Source organism: Rhodococcus sp. NPDC127593, from assembly GCF_042671975.1.
GTDB lineage: Bacteria > Actinomycetota > Actinomycetes > Mycobacteriales > Mycobacteriaceae > Rhodococcus_F.
This window is the reverse complement of record NZ_JBHXWI010000090.1, coordinates 1-22,446: the sequence shown is the minus strand read 5'-3', so window position 1 is coordinate 22,446 and position 22,446 is coordinate 1. Positions and strand designations below refer to the sequence as shown.

Here is a 22,446-nt window from a genome sequence, read left to right as displayed (position 1 = left end):
ACCGCGGCAGACAAATCGACCGAGTCCCTGAAGTCGGCGCCGTTTACGATCGGGGATGGCGGGGGAACGCCATCACGCGAACAACGAGGGGGAACACGCATGTCTGCAAGTGCGGTCACACAGTCGGAGAAGGCCGGCGCCGCCCCATACAGTCGGGCGCTGCTGTCGGTGTACGACACCGTCGTGCTGAGGTGGAGCAACACCCTCGCCTGGCGCTGCCCCAGCGAACGCCTGCTCGCACACTACAACTCCCACCTCGGTGGCCGGCACCTCGACATCGGCCCCGGAACCGGCTGGTACCTCCAGCACGCCACCTACCCGACCCCGAACCCGACGATCGAGCTGCTCGACCTCAACCCGAACACCCTGCAGATGACCACCACCCGCCTCGCCGACCGCGGCCGCGCACACCGCCAGCATCCTCGCCCCACTACCCGCGGACATCGGTGTATTCGACTCCGTGGCCGCGAACTTCGTGCTGCACTGCGTGCCCGGTACCTGGGAGCAGAAGGGCCGCGCGTTCGGGCACATCGCCCAGGTCATGGCCGACGACGGGGTGTTCTTCGGCTCGACCATCCTCGACACCGGTGCGCACCACACCCCTCTCAGCCGCGCCCTGAACAGCCTCTACAACGGGCCGATCAAGCTGTTCCACAACCGCAGCGACGACCTCGACGGTCTGCACACGGCCCTGGCCGCCGCGTTCGAGGAGGTCGAGATCACCGTCGCCGGCGCCGTCGCGGTCTTCGCCGCCCGCCTCCCTCGGCGTCCAGGCAGCTGATACGGCGCGCGGGAACGCCGGGCCGAACACGTCAGGCCGACGCGAACACACCACCCCGCTGCGCCTGATCCGCCGATGCCGCCTGCCAACGAGAGGAACCCCAATGCCGACCCCCGAACCTGACGACCAGAAGATCGTCAGTCTGAACGCCCTGCGGCAGAGGAGAACCGACGACCTACTGTCCGGATCCATACCGCTGACGTCGCTGCTGTACCGCCGACGCGACCGGATCGCCGCCAACCTACTCGTCACCGACGTCCTCACCACCTACATGAGCGGATCCGGGATCGGGCCGGCCGGGGTCATGGTCATGCTCGGCATCGCCGACGACGCCCGGGTCCGCGACCTGACGGCCGAGCAGCGCGGGCAGATCACCGACGCGATCGCCGCGACGAGCGGACGCTAGCCCCACGAGGGGACGTGTCATCTCCGCAGTTCAGATGACATTTCTCGTCCTGGTTAGGACTCGACCGGAACCAACCGCTCGAGGCGGGCATGGAAGGGGACCGGCCGGGGACGTCGTCGCGCACCGACTCGATCACCGCGTCCTCGCCGTCGATGCTCACGATGACGAACTCCGAGGTGGCGTCGGTCTGCACCTTGACGCGGTCACCCACATTCACCGGCCCAGTCCTTCCGTTAGGGGACCTGTCGTCACTGCAGGTCAAAACCCCATTCTGCCGGATCGATCGTCGGTCGGAGGAATCGCAGTCACCCCGCGGGCCGCGTATCGGCGACCCGTACCCTTGCCCCATGTCCGCTGGTCCCGGCAGCATCCGCGCCGACGCCGAAAAGGCGCTGCCAAACTTGGCCCCCGGTGACATCTCGACGGATCCGCACCCCATCACGGCGCCGGCCCGCCGGAACGGACACCGAGCTGCATATCCACACCTCCATCGCACCGTTTGAGGTCGCAGCCGAGGAGTGGTTCCTTGCGTCAGCCGGGTTCACCGTCACGGTCATCGTGCACACCTCGACGCTGACACGGGCCAGCCACGGTATCTGCCGCCCGCCGAGCCCGCCGACTGGGCGCGCGCGATCTTCTCGACCGTCGACGCAACGCACGGGTACTTCCTCGGCGCCGTCGACCCGGACACCGGCGGCCATCGGAGCGGGCAGCTCGCATACCGCCTCTACCTCGACACCGACCGGCAGCCGATTCCCGTGCCACGGCAGGTGGTCACCTGCCCGCATTACCTACTATCGGCCATCGACGGCAGAGAGCAGATCGCCATTCCCACGTCGGCCTGACCCGGGCAGGATGGCACCGAGACAGCCTCTGCAATAGATAAACTGTTCGTTATCGACCCTCCGGTATGTCGCAGTGCCTTTGCTTGAAACTATCGATCCACTCCGTGATGAGGCTCGCTCGAGGTCATAGTCGACCTCTAGATTGGTTGATCTCCCGACCTCGGTGTCGGAGCGTTTCGCTGGGTCGGTCCAACCCAGGTGACATCATTTTCCTGTGATCCTTCTGCTTACTGGTACCGGGGCGCTCTACGGGCTCCTGGCCGCTGCCACCTTCCTCATGCTCTTGTCCGCCGACGATCCGCCCTACGATCTCGGTGGGTGGAGCATCGCTGCCATACCTCTCGGAATTGTCGTGGGCAGCTCGCTTCTGGGCGCGGTGATTGGGGCACTTTCCCGCCGCTTCGGGTGGCTCGGCAAGAAGCTCAAACCGTCACCGATGACAACAGTTCGGCTAGCCCGGGCCGGTATCGGATTGGTTGCCCTACTTCTAGTTGTGACTGTAGTGGCAGGTTCGATCTTTGTCCGTTCAAAATGGGACGAAGGAATCCAACAATCCCAGGCAGTACTCGGTGCGGGAGTGTGTGCCGTGATCGCAGCGAGTTTGGCGTTCATTGCGGCGGTCCTGAATGCGGTGGAGACGGGCGCAAACCGAGTCCAGACGCACTCACGGGAGGTGGAACGCGCGTTGCACGAACGATACTCGGCCGCGGCCGACCAACTCGGAGACGCGGACGCGACTTTCGCCAAGAGGATCGGTGGCGTGTATGCCTTGGCAGCAGTAGCTGACGACTGGCTTGAATACGACCCCACCCGCACCTTTGAAGCAGAAGTAGCCGTCGACCTCATGTGCGCCTACCTGCGCGCAAATACCACGCAGCGTCGAGGGGCGATCCTGCGGTCAGCCGCTCATGCGGCACTTCCGGCTCGATGGAGAGGACGATGCAGCACATGAATCAGACTGGCGGCGATACCTCCTCGTCCAAGCACGCAGGACACTGCTCGATTCCCTACACGACCTCCCCGATCACCGCGACGCACTTGATCGTGATCGTCGCACAGGCGGAATCCCTACCCAGCCGCCGTGTCGGTGGTCTTGGGGTCCGGCGCGGGAAGCTGTGACATGGCGTATTCGGCCAGGGCGGTGATGGTGAGGGCTGGGTTGACGCCGGGATTGGCCGGCATCGCCGAACCGTCGCAGACAAGCATGTTGTGGTAGCCGAAGACATGCAGATCCTTGTCGATGACGCCGCTGGCGGGTTCCGCGCCGATGACGGCGCCGCCGAGCATGTGGGCGGTGGAGGGGATGTTACCCAGCGCTTCGAGCACGTTGCTTTGCGCGATGCCTCCGGTGCGGTCGGCCAGCCAGCGGGCGGCTTGATTGCCCTTGTCGATGTAGGTGGGGCTGGGTGTGTCGGCATTCTGTTCGGTGGAGAGCCGGTAGCCGCGACCCCACCGGCGCTTGCGGGCGCGGAACGTGATTGCGTTGTCCCGGGACTGCATCACCAGCAGCATCACCGTGCGCCGGCTCCAGCCCACCGGCCAGAGCGTCTTGAGCCATTGCAGCGGGTGCCGTGCGATCGCGGCGAGCCACTTCAGGGGTCGTGTGACCCGGGTTCCGTCGCCGACCAGCACGGTGTAGAGCAGGCTCAGCATGTCCGCGTGGGGGCCGTAGGTGAGCATTTCGATGTTGGTGTCGGCGTCGACGTGCACGCTGCTGCTGGCGGTGACATCGCGCCAGCTCCCGCGGTCCTCGGGCAGCAGCACGGTCAGGACGGATTCGCTGTTGGTGCGCACCAACTCGCCGAGGCGGTCGCTGATCCGGGGCAGTGAGCCGCCGTGTTTACAGTTGGCCAGAAGTTCGTTGGTGCCCAGCGTCCCGCCGGCGAAGATCACCCCTCGTGTGGTGTGAGTGCGGGTCCGTCGGTCGTGACCGAACTTGGGGCCGGGGTGCTCGCTGGTGACACGATAGCCGTCACCGCCATCCGGGCTGCCGAGCGGAGTTACGTCGAGGACCTGGTGTTCGGGCAGGATCTGCACGCCGTTTCGTTCGGCGAACCACAGATAGTTTCTCGTCAGCGAATTCACCGCGCCCACCCGGCAGCCCACCATGCAGGCGCCGCAGCGGGTGCATCCGGTGCGGTCGGGGCCCTCGCCGCCGAAGTAGGGATCGGCCACGGTCTTACCCGGCTCTCCGAAGAACACCCCGGTCGGTGCGAGGGTGACGGTGTCTTCGGTGCCGAAGTGGCGTCCCATTTCCCGGATCCATTGCTGGTGAACCGAATCGAAGGGGACCGGGGCCGCGCCGAGCATCCGCTCGGCAGTGGCGTAGTGCGGTCGCAGCAGCTTCTCCCAGTCGCCGAGCGCGCTCCACTGGACGCCGTGGAAGAATTCCTCCTTGGCCCGGTACAGCACTCCGCCGTAGACCAGGCTGCCACCCCCGACGCCACTCTGGGAGGGGAAGAAGACGTGGCGGAAGATCGACGTGCGCATGATCCCCAACTTGCCGAGCCGGGGCGCCCAGGTGTATTTGCTGGAATCCCAGGCCGACGTGGGTAGGTCCTCGGGGTCATAGCGGCGGCCGCGTTCGAGGACTCCTACGCGAAATCCCTTCTCGGACAGTCGCAATGCCGAGACGCTGCCCCCGAACCCCGATCCGATCACCAACCAGTCGTAGTCGAAATCCGTGCTCGTCATGGTAGGTCACCAGCATCGTTCATCGTCACGGCCACCTTGCCTTTGGCGCGCCCGCTCTCGACGTAGGCCAGCGCATCCAACGTCGCGACGAATGGGAAGACCCGCTCGGTGATGGGACGAAGCGCAACCAGGTCAACGGAGCCAATCCTCAGTTCACCCAGGGGATGTGAGGACGACTGCACACGGTCGGACAGTTGTGCGCTGGTCAGTCTCAGGCGCGCGTCGGAGACCGCGGGCCCGTGGGGATCGTGCTCGGCGCGGCGATCCGGCAGCGAGGAAAGCTTCATGAGGGTCCTGCCTGTTCGGGGGCGGGGATGGCGAACAGGTTCAACGTCGCGCACACCGCGTGATAGATGCCGATGAGGAAGGCGATGTCGATCAAACCGTGCACGCCGAACGCGTCTTCGGCCTGGCGGTAGAGCGTGTCGTCGACACGGTGACTTGCTGACAGCTGCTGGGTGAGCCGCTGCGCGATCGTCTCCTGCTCGCTGAGCTCAGAGGGCTGCTCGCCGGCGGCGATCATCCGGACAGCGGCGTCGGACAACCCGGCGCTGCGGGCCACGGCCACGTGGGCGTACAGCTCGTAATCTGCCCGCCAGACGGCGCCCACGGCGAGGATGACCACTTCGCGGACCCGCTCGCTCAACGACGTGTGGGCCCGTTCGGTGACGTGCAAGTCCAACAGCGACGCGGTGACAGCGGGATTGAGCAGAGCGGGATTGAACGGCCCGATGAGCCGCCCGTTCTTCGCGGTGGTCTGAAATCCGGCGTCATCGGCCCACGGCACGATTCGGGTGAGCATGCGGTCGAAGAGCGCTCGTTGCTCGGCGGTGAGGGTCGCGGGGTCGGCCAGCGGCAACCGTCCGCCGAGTTCGTCGGCGTGATCGGTGTTCACGACTCTGCTCCTGCCGGGCGCAGGTGGCGGGTCAGGAACTCGATCTGATCGCTCACCAGCTGCTCGAACGGCTCGCCGAGGTAGAACTCGAAGTGGCCGGCGTCGTAGTGCTTGATCTCTCCACGGGGTGCGGTGCGCGCGTATCGCTCGGTTTGCTCGGGCGGCGTGCCTGTGTCGGTGTCACTGATGCAGAACAGGATCGGGTAGGCGATGGTCTTGACCGACCGCCCGGGCCGGTACGCCACGATCGTCGGCGCCACTCGGGCGGCGACCTCGTTGCGGAACGTCGTGTCGGGCGGCAGCAGCGCCTGGTAGCCGGGCAAGGCATCTGGGGCGTTCATCAAGGCCAGCGACCCGGGGCGACCGGCCAGGGGGATCATTGCCGGTTCCCGCCGAGTGACCATCGACAGGCAGTCCCTGGCTACCAACGGCAACACCTTCAATGAGGCATAGGGGCCCAGCGCGACCGCGGAGGCCAGCCCATCGGTGAAAGGGCATTGGGCGACCGCCGCCTTCAATTCAGGGTGACGCGAGGCAACCGTGATGGAATGCCCACCACCGAAGGAGCTGCCCCAGACCGCCACCCTCGTCCCGTCGACGTCGCGGCGTCCCTTCACGAAGGCGATGGCGGCATCCCAGTCGGCTAGCTGACGTTTAATGGACAGCAGTTGGCGGGGTTGGCCGCTGCTATCACCGAAGTGCCGGTAGGTGAAGGCCAGCGCGGCGATGCCAGCCTGTGCGAAACGCTCGGCGAAGGCGTCCAGGCGCATCTCGCGGGTGGCCCCGAGGCCGTGTCCGAGGACCACCACCGGCGGCGAAGTCACCCCAGTGGGCAGGTAGAGCCACGCGGCGCAACTGTCCTTGCCGGAGGTGAACGAGACGCCGTGACGGGTGAAGGACTGTGCAGGAATCATTTCCGAGTCACCGCCGACTGGGTCGAAACGCGCCGGGAACTCTTCCTGACGCCAGCGCGTCGGCGTAGGTGTCCGGGCTGTAGAGAGGTAGTTGACCGGTGGACTCGATATCCGCGAGGTACTGCAGCATCAGTTCCTGACCCTCCTCGGATTGATCGGTGCCGAGGAACTCGGTGCGCTCGACGTGTAAGCCTTCCGAGAGCGACATGGAACCGCCGAAGTAGACCGAGCGTTTGATTGCCTCGACGGCCTTCTTGGTCCGCTTGCCGAAGTACTCGCCCAGTTCGACCGCCCGCGTCACAACATCCTTGGGCGCCACGACTTCGTCCACCGCACCGTTGGCCAGTGCCTGTGCAGGCGTGAATGGCTTGCCCTCCAGGATGGCGACCAGCGACTTGTGGGTACCGATCAGGCGGGTCAACCGTTGGCTGCCGCCACCGCCGGGCATGATTCCGAGGAGCACTTCCGGCTGGCCGATGAAGAAGTCACCGTCGGACATGATCCGCAGATCGCAGGCCCACGCGAACTCCGCGCCCAAACCCAGAGCCGAACCGTTCAGTGCGGCGACGAAGATGACACCGCTGGCGTTCATCCGCAGGAACGTGTCATGCAGCCGGTCGAGCTGGGCGACTCCCTTGAGCGGGGTTCTCTGCAGCACCGGACCGGGAACGTGGGCCCGATCCACACCGCGGGCCAGGCGCAGGGCAGCCGAGGCGCCGCGTCGGCTCAACTCGGGCACGGCAGCACCCTCGGCCTGCAGCCACCGCACGTCGGCGTGGCTGACGAACCGGCCCTCCCGTGCACCGGTGAACACGACGGCGTGCACGCCTGGGTCGCTGTCGACACGGTTCACCAGCGCGTCGAGTTGGTCGGCGATCTGCACGCCGAACAAGCTGTGCGGTCCGCCGTCGACCTTGACGACAAGAACCGTTCCGCGGTCCTCGATCACGAGCCGGCCCGGTTCCTGATGTGTCATCGCTAACCCTCTCAATAGATCTCGAATAACGCGTTGCCAGCACTATAACGAAGTTACACGGCCGCGACAAGGGGCCGTACCGATCGCATGCCAGCCCGGGCCAGGGGCAGGGACCGACGTGGCGGAGATGGGAGATGTATGGGGAGGGGCCGTGGATGGTGTACCGGAGCGGCTCAGTCACGCCACCATCCGACTGCTGGCCGAACAGGACCCTTCGGCGATCAAAGCACGTACGGTGACCGCGGCGGCCGGGCTCTCGACGATGGTGGTCCACAGCCACTTCGGCGGCGTTCCCGTATTCACCCGCCGTCATCGACCACGGACTCGAGGCCCTCTCGGCAGCGTTGGCGATGGTGCCGGTGACCGATGATCCCGTCACAGATCTGGCGTCGCTGACCGTTGACGCGCCGCCGGGTCGCCCGCAATCCGCCACTGTATGACCTGATGTTCAGACTGTCGATCGCGGGACGTGCCGGCCGCTCACGTCTTCTGACACTCCGCCCAGTATGGGTTCGCCGACTTTCCGCCATGCCTATGGCCACATCTTCAGCGCGTCCGAGCGGCTCGTGAGATCCGGCCGGATGAGAAATGCGAACCCCAGTGTGGTGTCGGCCTCAGTTGTGGAGTCTCGTGTACGGTTTCATCACACTCGAACTCGCAAAGTCGATTTGCCGACAGCGCCGACGCAGTACTGGAGAGGCTGATGCCGTTGGGGAGAAATTTTCCAGTTGGCGTTGGTGATACGCGAGAGCGAGCCGAACACCCCCATCAGGTGGATGCGTCAGTTTTAGTCTGAAAAACGTCGGGCGACTCGGGTTTTCGGATCCTGATCGTGTCCGCCCCGTAAGATACCTCGCCAATAGCGCGGATCAGTGATGCAGCGATCTGAAGCTCATTCGTATCTCCCGGATCGACTGACCGTCAGTGATTGCGTTGTCGACCACCCCGCGAACTCGACGCGAGCCTGAGACCCAGGAGCGTTTCGAGCTGACCTACCCCCATACGAGCGGGCTCCCCACACAAAGAGTGACGTCAGGAGACCGTGGAAAGTGCCGCGGGGCGCCGTACCCGGCAGCCCCCATTCCTCCGGTGCCCAGCAGGTTTGATTCCCCGAATTCTGAACCGCACGACACCCAAGTGGGGTGACGAGGTTCGCAAGGTGACGTAGTTAATCAAGTGGTCGGCGCCGAGATCGGCGAGTCGGGCGAGTTTGTCGTCATTCGACGAGGTGGCGATGACCCTGGTCGCGGCCTCGGCGTGGCTGTATCCGGCTGGTGCGCGGGTGAACGCTGAGACGGGCATGGTGACCTCGGTGCGGGCGAAGCCGTCGATACCGTCCCCTGGTGTACGAGCGAAGCCGACCGCGTGTGGGTCGCCGTCGAACCAGTCCGGGAAGAAGGTACTCACGACGCGGTCACCGACGGCGAACTCGGTGACCTGCGCGCCGACCGCAATCACGTCGCCGGCACCGTCCGACAGGGGAATACGAGGTTCCCGGGGAGCCGTTGCCCCGCTGACGACGCCGAGATCGTGAAAGTTGAGAGAACTCGCCCGGAGACGGACCCGGATCTCCGCCGGGCCCGGTTCCCGCTCATTGAGGTCGATTCGGGTGACGGTGTCGAACCCGCCGCCGGCCGCTATCTGCAACGCAGTGATCTTCAATGTGCTTCCTTGATCGGTATCTGTGCCGGAAGGGAGAGTGAGGGTCCGCGGCCCGTGCGCATTCTCCCGCTCGGCGTTGGGGAGTGTGAAACCGCTATCACGCTCGGTTGCGCTGTGCTGCAGTCGCCCTCATTCAACCCAGCGACTGCCGCCGACGCTCTATGCCGCTCCCACTCGATCAGCCTGCAGATTGTTCCGCCCGTCACGACAGCAGCTCCGGCAACTGTTTCGCCACCAGGTTCCGTGCGTCGGTGATGATGCGGTCGATTACCTCGGCGCAGCTGGCAACCTCGTGGATCAGGCCCTGCGCCTGGCTCGCCCACCACAGCCCGCCGTCCATGTCGCCCTTACCGAGCACCTCCGTGCGGCCCCGTTGGCCCGAGGCGAGGTGGGCGATGTCCGCGAATGTGGCGCCCGGACGCTTCGAAACTTCAGCGATCTGCTCCGAAATCGCATTGCGGGCAACTCGGGCAGAGTTGTGGAACTCACGAAACACGATCTGGGTGGAGCATTCGTCGTTCGCGACGATCTGCTGTTTGAGGTTCTCGTGCACCGGGGCCTCGGTGGTGGCGACGAAGCGGGTGCCCATATTCACCGCAGACGCACCCAGCGCGAGCGCGGCGACGAGTCCCGCGCCGTCTGCGATGCCGCCGGAGGCGATGATCGGGATGGTCAGCTGCCGCGCGGCGGCGGGAATCAGGACGAGGCCGGGGACGTCGTCTTCACCGGGGTGTCCGGCGCATTCGAAGCCGTCTATGCTCACTGCGTCAACGCCGAGTTTCTCGGCCTTGATGGCGTGGCGCACGGCCACCGCCTTGTGGATCACCTTGACCCCGGCGGCTTTGAAACTGGGCAGGTGCGGTGCGGGATTGCTACCTGCGGTCTCGACGATCTTCACCCCACCCTCGATGATCGCCTCGCGGTACTCGTCGTACGGCACCGGGTTGATGGTGGGGAGGATAGTGAGGTTGACGCCGAACGGCTTGTCGGTCATCTCCCGAGTGCGCGCGATTTCCTTCGAGAGTGCTTCGGGGGTGGGCTGTGTCAGTGCGGTGAGGAATCCGAGTGCTCCGGCATTCGCCACCGCCGAGATCAGCTCGGCGGTGCCGACGGCAGTCATTCCGCCGCAGACGACGGGGTGTTCGATGCCGAACGTTTCGGTGAACGAGGTCTTGAACATTATTGGCCTCCCGGTTGCGGGGGTAATTGGTCGGCGAGCGGTGAACGGGACTTGGCTTCAATCAGGTGGTCCGCTACTCGCATGGTCTGAGTGCAGGAAGCGGCCCATCTGGTTGCAGTTCGAGACGGCGTTGGTCGTCTCCGCTAGCGGTCCGTCGTTGTCCCGCAGGGTTTCAGGTGAGCAGTCGGAGTACGGACTCGGCAACACAAACCGGTCGATCAGAGCCGTCACGTTCGACTGTGACCACGACCGTTACCTGGACACCACCGGGAATCTCGTCTACCGACGCCAGTCGTCCCCGACCGCGAACTCGCGAATCGACCGGTACCGGGGCGGGGAAACGCACCTTATTCAACCCGTAGTTCACGCCCGTGCGCACTTCCTTGACCTCGAGCAGTTCCTCGCTGAACACGGCGATCAATGAAAGAGAGAGAAATCCGTGCGCGACCGTGGTTCCAAACGGACCTGCCGCGGCGGCTGCCGGATCGATGTGGATCCACTGCCGGTCCTCGGTCGTCTCGGCGAAGGCGTTGATCCGGTCCTGGGTGATGTCGATCCAGCGGCTGACACCGAGATCCGTTCCCGCTGAAGCCCGGACTTCGTCCAGGGTCGTGAAGGCTGTCATATCGAAATCCCTCCGTCTACGGGCAGCACGACGCCCGTGATGTAACCGGCCTCAGCTGAGGCCAGAAATCCAATAGCCGCTGCCATTTCGCGCGGATCAGCAAAGCGCTTCAACGGAATCTGCTCGGTGACCTCGGCCCTTTTGTCGCTCGGAATCGAGGCGATCATGCGGGTCTCGGCGTTGGGGGAGATCGCGTTGACCGTCACGCCGAAGTTCGCAAGCTCCTTGGCTGCGGTCTTGGTGAATCCGATGATGCCCGCCTTGGCGGTGGCATAGTTCGCCTGACCGGGGTTGCCGCGCAGTCCGGTGTAGGAGGTGACGTTGATGACCCGGCCATGCCCTTGGGTGCGGAACTGCGGTACACAGGCGCGAGTGAACCGGAACGTTCCGCCGGCATGGACGGCAAGCACCTGATCCCAGTCTTCGTCGGTCAACTTCCACAGCATCTTGTCCCGGATAATGCCGGCGTTGTTGATGAGAACGTTTATGCGGCAGGTCTTTTCGATCGCGTAGTCGATGACGGATTGTACCGAGTCGGAGTCGCTCACGTCGGCATGAGCGCCATAGCAGCCCAGTTCCTCGGTCGCTGCATCCAGAGCGACCTTGTCGAAGTCGACGAGAACAACATCTGCGCCCGCCTCATGAAAGAACTTGCCGACCTCGAAGCCGATGCCTCGGGCCGCACCCGTCACGATGACGGTTTGTCCGGAAAAGTTGTAGGTCAAATTTGACACACGTTGCTCCTTGCTGGATCGAGTGGGAAGTTGTCTACGCTGGCTGCTGGTGCGGGGACGCCGAGTAGTGCTCTTTGAGTGCTCGTTTGAGTACTTTCCCCGCACCCGACAGCGGGAGTGTGTCGACGAAGTCGACAGTGCGCGGGGCTTTGTATCCCGCGATCAGCCTTTTCGTATGGTCGCGGATTTCGGCGATGGTGGTCGTAGCACCGTCACGCAAGACGATGACTGCATGCACGCGCTCACCCCACCGTTCGTCGGGAAGACCGATGACCGCGGCCGCAGCGACTGCCGGGTGCTCGCAGATGGCGGTCTCGACCTCGGTCGAGTAGACGTTCTCACCACCGGTGACGATCATGTCCTTGATCCGGTCGTCGACGAACAGGTACCCGCGCTCGTCCAGATGACCGGCATCGCCCGTATGCACCCACCCGTGGCGGAATGTCGCCGACGTCTCGTCCGGCTTGTTCCAGTAGCCGGGTGAACAATGGCTTCCCCGGACAATGATCTCGCCGGTGCGATTGGTCGGGACCTCGCGACCATCGGTGCCGACGATCCGGATTTGAGCGTGTGGCGCTGCGCGGCCTGCCGAACGCAACCGGTCGGTGTTCGGGCCGTCGAGGATGTGATCCCCCGGGGCGAGCAGGGTGGCGACAGTGGCCAGCTCGGTCATCCCGTAGACCTGCCCGAGGCGGGCGGCGGGCAGCACTGTTCTTGTGCGGGCCAGCACGGCCGGCGTTATCGGGGAACCGCCGTAGAGCACGGTTCGCAGCGACGAGAGGTCGTATCCGTCGATCTCCGGGTGGTCGACGAGGCGCTGCATCAGGGTGGGTACAAGCGCCACGTCCGTCATACGGCAGTGCTCGATGGTCGCGAGCACCTGGTCCGGATCAAACGCCGGCAGCATCACGTGGGTGCCGCCGAGGATCGTCTGCTGCGTCCAGGAGGCGAAGTCGGCGCTGTGGAACATCGGAGCGGAATGGAGCAGTCGCCCGTCCCTGGTTACGCTGGTCCCGCTGCTCAGGGCTCCCAAGGCCGAGGTGACGAGGTTGGTGTGGGTGAGCATCACGCCCTTCGGGAACCCGGTTGTTCCGCCGGTATAGAAGATCCCCGCCAGATCGTCGCCGGCGCGGTACGCGTCGTCGATGGGTGCCGACTTGGCGATCAAATCCTCGTAACCGACCATGCCGTCCGGTGTCGCCTGGTCACCGCAGTAGACAACCGCCCGCAGGGCGGGGTATTCGCTCGCGATTGCGGCGACCGTGGTCACGAACGCGTCGTCGACGAGGAGCACCGACGTGCCGGAATCGGTCAGCGAATAGACGATCTCCGCAGTGCTCCACCGAGTATTCACCGGGTTGAGCACTGCGCCGGCCCACGGTACGGCCAGGTAATACTCGCAGTACCGGTCCGAATTCAGCGCGAGCATGGCGACCCGCTCACCATCGCATATGCCGAGTGTCCGCAATCCTGCTGCGAGCCGGGCAACGCGATCACGTTGCTCGGCGAAAGTGAACACCCGGTCTCGGAAGATGGTCGCCGGGCGACTCGGGGTCTGCTGCACGGCCCGGTGTAAGCCCTGGGTCAGATACATGACGGATCGGTGTTTTCAGGCATCGACGCTTTTCTTTCGTTTGAATGCATTCACAGCCGACAAGATCAGGGCCGAGGGGTTGCCGTGATCCGGGAAGCGTTGCTGCATGTGGGCTACCAGTTCCCGGGAGTTGGCGCACTGGTCGACTCCGTTTATGAACGTCTGCAGGTAGTTACGGGTGGCGTCGACGGATGCTGCGAGGTCGTCGTCGGGTAGCCATGGCTGCTTGTGACCGGCAACCACAATGCGCGGCTCGAGCGCAGCAACTCGGTCGACGCTCTCGACCCACTTGTGCCACTCGGCCGGACCGGAGACGGCCAGGAACGGATTGATTCCGTTATAGACGGCGTCGCCGGCGATTACCGCCTCGATGGACGGGATGTGCACGATCGCGGCCGGGGCGATGTCGGCCTGCTCGATCTCGATGATGCGCAACTCGTGGCCGTCGACGAGCAGCACGTCGCCATCGAGAGCAGTCGGACCGACACTGTTGTCGACGGCGGCACCGGCGAAGAAGTCGCGAGTGAAGGCGCGATCGGCTTCCAGGTTGGACTCGATATGGGCGGCGACCGACGCCACCGCCACCGCTCGGGCCTGCGGAAACTGCGCAAGAATACGCTCCAGACCGAAGTAGTGGTCCGAGTGTCCATGGGTGATGAACACTGCCGTCAAAGTTCGGCCAGACGCTTCGATCCGGCGGATCACCTCCTCGATGTGCTCGGCGAGGTACGGCGTGTCCACCAGGACCACCTCGGTGTCGCCGAGAACGAGTGTCGAGGTGGTCGGCGAAAACATTCCGCCGTTGGGCAGCTCCAGCATCGGGCTGGTGTACACGTCGAGCGTGAGATCTGTCATCGAATTTCTCCAGCTTCTACGGCTTCGAGGAGTGAAGCGATACGACTCAGATGATGCGCGCCGAAGAAGTCGGCCTCCCTGACGCGGCGGGGTGTGTGTTCGTCGTCCACGTCGAGGGCGGCGAGCAGGATACGGGCGTGCATCCAACCGGCACCGAGCAGGCCCCACATCAGCAGGACCGGCACGCTTGCCGCGTAAACATCACGCGGTGCGTCCGCCGCACGGGCGAGGAGCAGATCGATGGCCGATCGGGCGGCGTTGACGGCGCGCTCGAGGCGATCGGCGGTTCGTGCTGCCACCGGATGGTCGGCAGCTCGCAGGAAGGGCAGCTCGTCAGATATCCGATCGAGCACGGACAGTGCTACGACGCCCTTGTCTCGCAGAATCTTCCGGCCGACCAAGTCGTTTGCTTGCACCGCGGTCGTGCCCTCGTAGATCGGCAGGATGCGCGAATCGCGATAGTACTGCGCGATGCCGGACTCCTCGATGAACCCGCTCCCCCCGTACACCTGGATGGCGTCGGAGGTGATCTGCACGGCCGACTCGCTGAACCAGCCCTTGACGATCGGCGAGAAGAAATCCGCCAGCTTCCGCGCCGCGGCCGACGAGCCGGACAGGTCGATCCACGCCGACGCCTGCACCGAGAGCGCCCGCATACCCGAGATGGTGCTGGCCATCGACAACAGGAGTCGGGCGACGTCCGGGTGTTCGGCGATCGGGCCGCTATCGGTGCGACCGACCACCCGGCCTTGGACCCGCTCCTGCGCGTAGTCGCGCGCCATTTGATAGGCGCGGTCGGCGACCCCGAGGGACTGCACACCGATTCCGATGCGGGAGATGTTCATCATCACGAACATGCCCTCGAGCCCACGGTGCAGCGCACCGAGGAGAAACCCGGTCGCGTTCTCGTACTCGAGGACGCACGTTGGACTGCCGTGCAGCCCCAGCTTGTGTTCGAGAGCTAGGGTTTTCACGGCATTGCGCTCGCCGAGGGTGCCGTCCGGGTGAGATAAGAACTTCGGCACGACGAACAGCGAGAGGCCAGCGAGACCATCGGGTGCATCGGGTGTGCGAGCGAGGACGAGGTGAACGATGTTCTCGGCAACGTCGTGATCGCCCCATGTGATGAAGATTTTCTGGCCTTTGACCGCCCAGGTCCCATCCGGGTTGGGCCGGGCGATGCTGCGGATCGCGGCGAGGTCGGTGCCGGCCTGCGGCTCGGTCAGGTTCATCGTGCCGGTCCAGCGGCCAGAGACCAAGGGGGGCAGAAACTGGCGGCGAATCTCGTCGTCCCCGCTGGTGAGGATGGCCTGGGCGGCGGCCACCGTCAGTCCGGTACACAGGTTGAACGCCGGGCTCCCGGCCGCCCACAGTTCGTCGAGCGCATTCGTGACGATGTGCGGCATCCCGTCCCCGCCAACGTCCTCGGGAACTCCGACGCTCAACCACCCGGCCCCGACGAAGTCCCGGTAGGCCTCCACATACCCGGGCGCGCTGGTGACCCGTCCGTCCTCAAGGCTCACACCGGCACGATCGCCGATTACATTCAAGGGATGGATGACGGCCGTGGAGAACTCTCCGGCGTGCGAGAGGATCTCGCTGATATCGGCGAGCTTGGTGTCCTCGGGGCCGACGGTGTCCAGCAGCTGCTGGCCGTCGATGATCTTGTCGAGATGAAACTCGTAGTCCTGAACTGGTGTCTGGTACACGTGTTCTCCTAGAGCTTGATGCCGAGGGTGGTGCTCAAACCCCCATCGAGGGGGATGACCGCCCCGGTGATGTACGAGCTGGCCGGTGAACTCAGGAAGATGGCGGTCGCTGCCGCGTCCTCGGGCTTGCCGATCCGGCCCACCGGATTCGCCTCACGCAAGGTGTCGCCGCTCTCCTCGAGGGCCTTCTCCATCATCTTCGTCGGGAACGGTCCCGGAGCGATGGCATTGACCAGGATCGACGGCGACAATTCCGAGGCCATGTGCCGGGTAAGGTGATGGACCGCCGCTTTGGACGCCGAGTACGAGTAATTGTCGAATCCGGGTACGAAAATCCCGTCAATGGATCCGATGTTGATCACCCGGGCCGGGTCGCCCTCGATGGACGCCTTCTCGAGGAGCGGTCGGGCGAATCGAGTAAGGTTGAACGGCGCCTTCACATTTGCCGCCAAAACCTTGTCCCATCCCGAGTCCGGGAATTCGTCGAACGGAGCACCCCAGGTCGCGCCGGCGTTGTTGATCAGAACGTGCAGCCGCGACTCGCGGTCGGAGATCTCGTCGATCAGTGCCCGACAGTGCTCCTCGCTGCTCACGTCACAGGGAATGGCCACCACCTCGCCGAATTGCGACAGATCCTGTGCGGCTTTGCGGCACGCCTCTTCCTTGCGTGAAGAGATGTAGACCCGGGCACCGGCGCGGAGGTAGCCCTCCGCGATCATGTACCCGATGCCGCGGGTTCCGCCGGTGACGAGGACGGTCTTGCCGTCGACCGAGAACAGATCGGACTTCATCGTTGTTTCTCCTAGCGAGTTGGTGCGTGAGCCGGTGTGGTCTGCGCATACAGCGCATCGAGCAGGCCTTGATGGTTGTCTTGGATCACCCGACGGCGGAGCTTGAACGTCGGGGTCATTTCGCCCGATTCAGCGGTCCAGCTTCGAGCGACCAGCGTGAATTTCTTGATCTGCTCCGGCCGAGACAGCGCACTGTTGGCGTCGTCGACCAGGGCGTGCGCCTCCGCGAGCACGGTGGGATGTGCGATCAACGCGTCGACGTCCACGCCGCTGATGTCGTGCCGGGCCGCGAAGGCCCGCAGGGCATGCTCGTCGACGGTGAGCAGCGCCACGATGTACGGTCGCGCTTCGCCGAACACCATCGCCTGGTCGATGAACGATCGGCCTGCCAAGCGTTGTTCGATGGCGGTGGGAGCAATGTTCTTTCCCGCGGCGTTGACGATTATCTCTTTCTTTCGGTCGGTGATGCGGAGTCGTCCCACCTTGTCGAGGTGGCCGATATCGCCGGTCCTGAGCCAGCCGTCCGCGGTGAACAGCGCCGCGGTCTCCTCGGGCTGTATCCGGGCGTGTTTCCCGCTCCTTTGAGGAGGATCTCGCCGTCGGAGTCGATTCGAACCTCCCAACCCGGCATCGGGAGACCAACCGAACCGGGCTGAAGGAGGCCGGGTCGCTCGACAATTGCGGGACCGGAGTTCTCGGTCAACCCGTACCCCTCCGAGATGTCCAATCCGAGAGTGGCGAGGAACCTGCTCACCTCGCCGTTCAACGGCGCCGCACCGCTGGAGGGGGTGCGGACTTCGTCCATACCGAGTGCTGTCTGGACATCCCGTACGGCTCCTTCGCGGGCGAGCCGGGCAGCCACGGCCAGTTCGATGGGTACGTACTGACCCTCCTGCTGGAGTGCCCACTCCTGGGACAGGGTTGCCCGGTCGCGTTCGAGTTCCTCTCGGGTCGCCTCGAAAGCACTCGATGCCATGAAGTCTTCGGCTGTCTTGCTGAGCTTCTCCCACACCCGCGGCACCGTCATCAGGAAAGTCGGCCGGTGCGCAGTCAGGCTGCGGATGAGCTGCGCCGGATCGGGACAGCACAGCACGTGACTTCCGGCTTTCAGCGGCATATAGATGCTCCACACCCGTTCGACGATGTGCGCGAGCGGCAAATGCGAGACCACGCGGTCGAAGGTGAATTGCTCCATGTGAGCGAGGGATCCGACCTGCGCGAGCAGGTTCCGGTGTGTGAGGATGACGCCCTTGGACGGTCCGGTGGTTCCCGAGGAATACACATAGGTCAGGGGATTGTCGAGCTCGATCGACCCGATGAGGACGTCGATCTCCTTCTCGTTCTCGGCCCGCGTCCTCGCACCGATGGTTTCCAGCTCGTGCCAGCGCCCGGTGACCGGAAGGCCGGACGGTGCACCGGTATCCGCGTCGATGACGAAGATTCGGTCCTCTGGCACGGATGACGCCTGGGCGACGCGCAGTGCAGCGGCGGCCTCGTCCACCAGCACCAACGTGGGCGCGATATCGGCGATGACATGAGCGAGCTGTTCCCGTGAGAGCGTCGGATAGACGCTCACCGGCACGGCGCCGCAGTGGACAGCGGCCAGATCGGCGAGCAGGTGCTCGACTCGATTCCCCGAGAGGATCGCGACCGTATCACCGGCTGCGACTCCGAATTCGATGAACCCCGAGGCGATGTCGAGCACGCGATCGCGGTACTCGCGCCACGTCAGCGTCGCCAGCCGACCGTCGCTCGGCCAGGACACGGCCGGCTGGCTGGGGTGCTCGATCGCTTGCCGCCGCAACAGATCCGGGAAACTCTGCTCGTATGCCGCAGCGGGAACGGTCTCGCTCATGGGTCCTCCGAGGTAGAAGTCGGAAACACGATTAGACTAATTCGTCTAGACGTTTTGGTCAACTGCTTGTTGCATCCGGAGCGCATCGCGCACGGGGTTGACGGCCACCATCGCGATGAACGCAGCCACCAGTGCGACACCACCGAAGATTTGGAACGCGAGCAGGTACCCCGACGCGCCGGTGCCCGCGGCTACGAGCTTCCCGGTGGCCAGCGGACCGATGATGCCGCCGACATAGCAGGCCGCGGTGAATACCCCCAACGCCCCGGCGAGCTGGCGAGGAGGAGCAACGTCCGCCACCGCTGCGTTGAACAGCGGCATCACGGTACTTCCCAGGCCGTATCCGACCGAGAGGACCAACACAGCCACTGCCGGGACCCCGAACACTGGCAGAAGCAATAGGGCCACACCGCCGAGCACCAGGCCGGCGGCCGGAAGCACCCCGCGAACCAATCGCTTGCTCACACCACGACCGAGCAGTTGATCACTGAGGAAGGAGAACAGGAACATGAAGACAAGGGCCGCCGCACTCGGCAACGCAAACATCGTTCCGGACTGCACGCGGCTGTAGCCAAGGCCCTGCTCGAAGTACGACGGTATCCAGGTCAGCCCCATTGCGATCACGGCAAACATGCTGGCCGCTGCGAAGGTGGCAGCCAGGAAGGTCGGCGTCAGGAGCAGTCGTCTCCACTCCGCGGCGCCGTTTTTCTCTACCGGTTCGGAGCCTGCGGAACTCCCCTGACCGCGCTGCGCCCCGTACGGTCCATCACTCCAGATCAGCAACCAGACGACGCACCAGAGCACGGCCACTCCAGCCAGAACGAGAAACCCAGCACGCCAGCCCCATTGGGCGATCACTACGGCGAGAACCGGCGCGATTGCAACCTTCGACAGGGAAGCCGCGGAGGTGATCACGGTCGCCGGCAGAGAACGTCGATCTTCCGGATGCCAGGAGTAGGCTGCCGTGAAGATCAACGAGGCTGAGGGCCCTTCGGCAAGACCGAGGAGCAGGCGGCTGATCAGCAGGACGGCGAATCCGGCGGCGAAGACCATCGGCAGCATCACTACAGCCCAGGCCAGCGCCAGCAGCGCAAGCGCCCACCGCAGGGTCAACCACTTGCTCAGTGTTCCGGCCAACAATCCGCCGACCAGCATCGCGCCGAAGAAGGCACTGCCAATCGTACCGATCTGCGACGAGGTCAGTCCGTACTCGACCTTCAGCGGCTGGGCCGCGAGGCCGAGTACGGCTTGGTTGCCGAAGTTGACGGTGTAGAGAGCCACGAGGAAAAAAGTCAATCCCCAGGCTTTGCCGCGTGATGCCGGCCTGTCGGCGACTTGGTGCACCCGCGTACTGGTGTTCATGGACATCTTGAGCCCCTCTGGGAGGTGATGAGGTAGGGCCGCAACGGATTTCCGCTTCGACTGCGCCTACCGGGGTCTGACGTGCGCCCGGCGCCGACGTCGACGATTTGTCGACAAAGGAAGGTGCGTACATTGGAAGTTCTGACAACCTGGTGCTGTCAGCAGCGCATCAGCGACCCTGGAAGTTCGCTTCTCGGCGCTCCACGAAGGACTGGATTCCCTCGCGGAAGTCCTCGCTTGCGAACACCGTCTCCTGAATCCGGGGGATCTCAGCGATCGCAGCCTTCTCGGCTGCCTCCAGGTAGACCAGGGCGGCCTCCTTGGTCGCCTGAATTCCGATCGGGGCGTTCTTGCAGATCTCCCTGGCGAGTTCGATGGCGCGGTCGATGTGCTCGCCGTACGGAACCACCTCCTGAACGAATCCCAGCTGCAATGCATGCTGGGCGTCGAACTCGTCACACAGGAACAAGTGGTACATCGCATTTCCCCAGCCCGTCCGGGTGAGGTAACGGAAGTGCGCTCCGCCGAGCGGTGCGATGCCGCGTTTGGATTCGAGCTGCGCGAACCGCGCGGTGTCGGCCGCCACCACGATGTCGGCGGCCAGCATCATCTCGATACCGACGGTGTAGGTGATCCCCTGCACCACGGCGATCACCGGCTTGCGGCACCTGCGGGTCAGCCCGAAGGGATCCACCTGATCCTCACGCACCACCTGCGCGGACTTCCCGGGACCGAAGAACTTCGGCATGTCCAGGCCAGCCGTGGTGTGCTTACCGGCCGAGCAGAACACCGCCACCCACAGATCATCATCCTCATCAACCGCGGTCAGATGATCGGCCAACTGCACCATCATCTCAGGGGTGTAGGAGTTCAACTTGCTTTCGTTCTCCACCGTGATGACGGCGATGTGGCCGTCCACCCGCATGGTGACCTCGCCAGGCTTGGACTCCGAGCTCATAGCACTTCCCTTCTGGGTAATTCGAATTGCGCCGGCATCGGCGAACGAAATGGTGACGTGAAGGACGTCGGCAGCGTGCGGCGCTGCCGGATGGGCCGTCAGGGCGTTGCCTCAACATGTGTGACGCTCACCACGCATCGCTAGACTAATAGGTCTAGACTAGATCGTCAATAGGTATAGTTGACCGTGAGACGTTCCACTGTCATAGAGGGGGAAATCGACGTGACCACGAGCACTTCACCGGCGCAAGCGATCTCGCACAAGGAGCGCCTTCTCCGTGAAGGTATGCGACTGGTCTACGCGCACGGCTTCCACGGCACCACCGTCGACGCCGTCCTCGCCGCCGCGGGCGTCCCGAAGGGATCCTTCTACCACCACTTCGGCTCGAAGGAAGCCTTCACGCAAGCTCTGCTCGATCGGTATACCGACTACCAGTCCGGGTTGCTCGCAGAGTGGATCAGGAAGGACGGTCTGAACGCTTCCGCCAAGCTCACCGGCTACTTCAGTCAGATGGCCGAACATTTCGTCCGTACCGGATACCAACGAGCATGCCTCGCCGGCAAGCTGTCCACAGAAGTGGGTGCGACGTCCGAGGTCTTCCGCAGTCAACTCAACAGAAGCATTCACGCGATGAAGGACGACATCGCCGGGCTCCTCACGCAGGGGCAGCAGGCGGGTGACGTGCGGACCGACCGCAGCGCCGACGACATGGCCGACGGCGTCCTCGCGCTCATCCAGGGATCCTTCGTTGTTGCCCTCTCGACCCGCGACGAGCACTCCCTCGCAGCCGTCACCGACACGATCGCCAGCGTGATCGAGCCCGTGGCCTGACCGTCTACAGGTTGGTAGGCCGAGTCGATCCAGGTAGCGATCGCCAGCCATGCGCAACAACGAACCTTACGTGACCGAATCTCCGGGATCGGACTGCGCGATGGTGTTCGGTGACGACCTGTGGGCTACGGCGTCGGTCAATCACACCTCATAGCATTTGCCTTGCCGATACCCCTTGGTCGCCCCGAGACGATGGCACCCCCGCCATCAACCTGCATTCTCTATGCATCTCTTCTGGCTCGGGGCCGACACATGCCACACCCCAGCGCTACCCGGCCTGACGATGGCGGATGACTGTCGCTCGGGCTTCATCGGAGTTACGGCGCACGATGAACAATTCAGACTCTTCGATGAGCACACTGTGCCTGCACGCGGGGCGGGTGCCGCTCTCCGCGACGCCGTGGATCGTCTCGCCTCCGACAGCGACCCGGCCGGGGCCCGTTACGAGACAGAAGCCGCTTGGTGATCCGCACCGACTCCCGTGGAGATTCTCGAAATAGACGCTGCCGCATCGACCGCACGTGTCAAGGCCTCGCGGCCATCGATGACTCGATTGGTCAGCCCAACGGTCTGGGCATCCCCGGCGTCGAATTCCTCGCCCGACTGAAGAAGCCCCTGCTACACTCTCCGGCCCTGAGAAGTCTGGGACAACAGGAGAAATGACGCGCCTTCGGAGACCGCGCTCTAGTGCCGTATCAGGCAACGTTTGCCTTGTTGACGATTTCTCGTAGTTTTTGGTCGGCGGCGTGGTTGTTTCGCCAGATGATGTAGCGGCGGAT

Annotated in this window: 21 protein-coding genes and 1 pseudogene; 5 read left to right on the top strand and 17 right to left on the bottom strand. The window is 64.4% G+C overall.

Annotated features, from left to right (window positions below; genetic code table 11):
* Positions 1 to 460 precede the first annotated feature (460 nt).
* The 4 genes and pseudogenes from ACFVJ3_RS44865 (at position 461) to ACFVJ3_RS44850 (ending at position 2,984) form a co-directional block, all read left to right on the top strand.
* Complete coding sequence (locus ACFVJ3_RS44865; RefSeq protein ID WP_378458212.1) at positions 461 to 781, top strand: hypothetical protein; 321 nt, start codon at positions 461 to 463, stop codon at positions 779 to 781.
* Between the two features lie 103 nt (positions 782 to 884).
* Positions 885 to 1,187, top strand: coding sequence for a hypothetical protein (locus ACFVJ3_RS44860; protein WP_378458211.1), 303 nt, complete (start codon positions 885 to 887; stop codon positions 1,185 to 1,187).
* Positions 1,188 to 1,534: 347 nt separating this feature from the next.
* Positions 1,535 to 2,032 (top strand): annotated as a pseudogene (locus tag ACFVJ3_RS44855) (N-formylglutamate amidohydrolase).
* Between the two features lie 214 nt (positions 2,033 to 2,246).
* Positions 2,247 to 2,984 carry a hypothetical protein gene (locus ACFVJ3_RS44850; protein WP_378458210.1) on the top strand — a complete coding sequence of 246 codons (738 nt, stop codon included), beginning with the start codon at positions 2,247 to 2,249 and terminating at the stop codon, positions 2,982 to 2,984.
* Positions 2,985 to 3,100: 116 nt separating this feature from the next.
* Here ACFVJ3_RS44850 and ACFVJ3_RS44845 read toward each other — a convergent pair whose 3' ends face one another.
* From ACFVJ3_RS44845 to ACFVJ3_RS44765, 17 genes are all read right to left on the bottom strand, one after another.
* On the bottom strand, positions 3,101 to 4,726 hold the full coding sequence (locus ACFVJ3_RS44845; RefSeq protein WP_378458209.1) for a GMC oxidoreductase: 1,626 nt from the start codon (positions 4,724 to 4,726) through the stop codon (positions 3,101 to 3,103).
* On the bottom strand, positions 4,723 to 5,013 hold the full coding sequence (locus ACFVJ3_RS44840; RefSeq protein ID WP_378458208.1) for a hypothetical protein: 291 nt from the start codon (positions 5,011 to 5,013) through the stop codon (positions 4,723 to 4,725). Before ACFVJ3_RS44840 ends, ACFVJ3_RS44845 begins: the two co-directional genes overlap by 4 nt.
* The gene (locus tag ACFVJ3_RS44835; RefSeq protein ID WP_378458207.1) at positions 5,010 to 5,621 is read right to left on the bottom strand and encodes a carboxymuconolactone decarboxylase family protein; all 612 of its coding nucleotides are present in this window, start codon (positions 5,619 to 5,621) and stop codon (positions 5,010 to 5,012) included. The genes ACFVJ3_RS44840 and ACFVJ3_RS44835 overlap by 4 nt, the downstream gene beginning before the upstream one ends.
* Positions 5,618 to 6,535 (bottom strand): alpha/beta hydrolase, encoded by a 918-nt coding sequence (locus ACFVJ3_RS44830; protein WP_378458206.1) that lies wholly within the window; start codon positions 6,533 to 6,535, stop codon positions 5,618 to 5,620. Before ACFVJ3_RS44830 ends, ACFVJ3_RS44835 begins: the two co-directional genes overlap by 4 nt.
* Before the next feature lie 7 nt (positions 6,536 to 6,542).
* Positions 6,543 to 7,511, bottom strand: a complete 969-nt coding sequence (locus ACFVJ3_RS44825) for an enoyl-CoA hydratase/isomerase family protein (RefSeq protein ID WP_378458205.1) — start codon at positions 7,509 to 7,511, stop codon at positions 6,543 to 6,545.
* 1,032 nt (positions 7,512 to 8,543) lie between these two features.
* Positions 8,544 to 9,173, bottom strand: a complete 630-nt coding sequence (locus tag ACFVJ3_RS44820; RefSeq protein WP_378458204.1) for an alcohol dehydrogenase catalytic domain-containing protein — start codon at positions 9,171 to 9,173, stop codon at positions 8,544 to 8,546.
* Between the two features lie 202 nt (positions 9,174 to 9,375).
* Positions 9,376 to 10,353 (bottom strand): NAD(P)H-dependent flavin oxidoreductase, encoded by a 978-nt coding sequence (locus ACFVJ3_RS44815; protein WP_378458203.1) that lies wholly within the window; start codon positions 10,351 to 10,353, stop codon positions 9,376 to 9,378.
* Between the two features lie 172 nt (positions 10,354 to 10,525).
* Complete coding sequence (locus tag ACFVJ3_RS44810; protein WP_378458202.1) at positions 10,526 to 10,978, bottom strand: MaoC family dehydratase; 453 nt, start codon at positions 10,976 to 10,978, stop codon at positions 10,526 to 10,528.
* A complete protein-coding gene (locus tag ACFVJ3_RS44805) occupies positions 10,975 to 11,712 on the bottom strand; it encodes an SDR family NAD(P)-dependent oxidoreductase (protein WP_378458201.1) in 738 nt (245 codons plus the stop codon). Before ACFVJ3_RS44805 ends, ACFVJ3_RS44810 begins: the two co-directional genes overlap by 4 nt.
* A gap of 34 nt (positions 11,713 to 11,746) precedes the next feature.
* Positions 11,747 to 13,306 carry a long-chain fatty acid--CoA ligase gene (locus ACFVJ3_RS44800; protein WP_378458200.1) on the bottom strand — a complete coding sequence of 520 codons (1,560 nt, stop codon included), beginning with the start codon at positions 13,304 to 13,306 and terminating at the stop codon, positions 11,747 to 11,749.
* Positions 13,307 to 13,321: 15 nt separating this feature from the next.
* Positions 13,322 to 14,161, bottom strand: a complete 840-nt coding sequence (locus ACFVJ3_RS44795; RefSeq protein ID WP_378458199.1) for an MBL fold metallo-hydrolase — start codon at positions 14,159 to 14,161, stop codon at positions 13,322 to 13,324.
* Positions 14,158 to 15,870: an acyl-CoA dehydrogenase gene (locus ACFVJ3_RS44790; RefSeq protein ID WP_378458198.1), complete on the bottom strand. Its 1,713-nt coding sequence runs from the start codon at positions 15,868 to 15,870 to the stop codon at positions 14,158 to 14,160. Before ACFVJ3_RS44790 ends, ACFVJ3_RS44795 begins: the two co-directional genes overlap by 4 nt.
* An 8-nt stretch (positions 15,871 to 15,878) precedes the next feature.
* The gene (locus ACFVJ3_RS44785) at positions 15,879 to 16,661 is read right to left on the bottom strand and encodes an SDR family oxidoreductase (protein ID WP_378458197.1); all 783 of its coding nucleotides are present in this window, start codon (positions 16,659 to 16,661) and stop codon (positions 15,879 to 15,881) included.
* 11 nt (positions 16,662 to 16,672) lie between these two features.
* Positions 16,673 to 17,143, bottom strand: coding sequence for a hypothetical protein (locus ACFVJ3_RS44780; RefSeq protein ID WP_378458196.1), 471 nt, complete (start codon positions 17,141 to 17,143; stop codon positions 16,673 to 16,675).
* Entirely contained in the window at positions 17,104 to 18,516 is a 1,413-nt protein-coding gene (locus tag ACFVJ3_RS44775) for an AMP-binding protein (RefSeq protein WP_378458195.1), read from the bottom strand. Before ACFVJ3_RS44775 ends, ACFVJ3_RS44780 begins: the two co-directional genes overlap by 40 nt.
* Before the next feature lie 45 nt (positions 18,517 to 18,561).
* Entirely contained in the window at positions 18,562 to 19,884 is a 1,323-nt protein-coding gene (locus ACFVJ3_RS44770; RefSeq protein ID WP_378458194.1) for an MFS transporter, read from the bottom strand.
* Positions 19,885 to 20,047: 163 nt separating this feature from the next.
* A complete protein-coding gene (locus ACFVJ3_RS44765; protein ID WP_378458193.1) occupies positions 20,048 to 20,836 on the bottom strand; it encodes a crotonase/enoyl-CoA hydratase family protein in 789 nt (262 codons plus the stop codon).
* A gap of 222 nt (positions 20,837 to 21,058) precedes the next feature.
* On the opposite strand from ACFVJ3_RS44765, the gene ACFVJ3_RS44760 reads away from it, so the two are divergent.
* On the top strand, positions 21,059 to 21,667 hold the full coding sequence (locus ACFVJ3_RS44760; RefSeq protein WP_378458192.1) for a TetR/AcrR family transcriptional regulator: 609 nt from the start codon (positions 21,059 to 21,061) through the stop codon (positions 21,665 to 21,667).
* Positions 21,668 to 22,446 lie beyond the last annotated feature (779 nt).

What these genes read in the sequence shown, in the direction of transcription:
- ACFVJ3_RS44860 (WP_378458211.1), top strand. Translation starts at nt 885, where the DNA reads ATGCCGACCCCCGAACCTGACGACCAGAAGATCGTCAGTCTGAACGCC.
- ACFVJ3_RS44800 (WP_378458200.1), bottom strand. Translation starts at nt 13,306, where the DNA reads ATGTATCTGACCCAGGGCTTACACCGGGCCGTGCAGCAGACCCCGAGT.
- ACFVJ3_RS44815 (WP_378458203.1), bottom strand. Translation starts at nt 10,353, where the DNA reads ATGTTCAAGACCTCGTTCACCGAAACGTTCGGCATCGAACACCCCGTC.
- ACFVJ3_RS44775 (WP_378458195.1), bottom strand. Translation starts at nt 18,516, where the DNA reads ATGAGCGAGACCGTTCCCGCTGCGGCATACGAGCAGAGTTTCCCGGAT.
- ACFVJ3_RS44845 (WP_378458209.1), bottom strand. Translation starts at nt 4,726, where the DNA reads ATGACGAGCACGGATTTCGACTACGACTGGTTGGTGATCGGATCGGGG.
- ACFVJ3_RS44765 (WP_378458193.1), bottom strand. Translation starts at nt 20,836, where the DNA reads ATGAGCTCGGAGTCCAAGCCTGGCGAGGTCACCATGCGGGTGGACGGC.
- ACFVJ3_RS44785 (WP_378458197.1), bottom strand. Translation starts at nt 16,661, where the DNA reads ATGAAGTCCGATCTGTTCTCGGTCGACGGCAAGACCGTCCTCGTCACC.
- ACFVJ3_RS44825 (WP_378458205.1), bottom strand. Translation starts at nt 7,511, where the DNA reads ATGACACATCAGGAACCGGGCCGGCTCGTGATCGAGGACCGCGGAACG.
- ACFVJ3_RS44810 (WP_378458202.1), bottom strand. Translation starts at nt 10,978, where the DNA reads ATGACAGCCTTCACGACCCTGGACGAAGTCCGGGCTTCAGCGGGAACG.
- ACFVJ3_RS44795 (WP_378458199.1), bottom strand. Translation starts at nt 14,161, where the DNA reads ATGACAGATCTCACGCTCGACGTGTACACCAGCCCGATGCTGGAGCTG.
- ACFVJ3_RS44770 (WP_378458194.1), bottom strand. Translation starts at nt 19,884, where the DNA reads ATGTCCATGAACACCAGTACGCGGGTGCACCAAGTCGCCGACAGGCCG.
- ACFVJ3_RS44840 (WP_378458208.1), bottom strand. Translation starts at nt 5,013, where the DNA reads ATGAAGCTTTCCTCGCTGCCGGATCGCCGCGCCGAGCACGATCCCCAC.
- ACFVJ3_RS44830 (WP_378458206.1), bottom strand. Translation starts at nt 6,535, where the DNA reads ATGATTCCTGCACAGTCCTTCACCCGTCACGGCGTCTCGTTCACCTCC.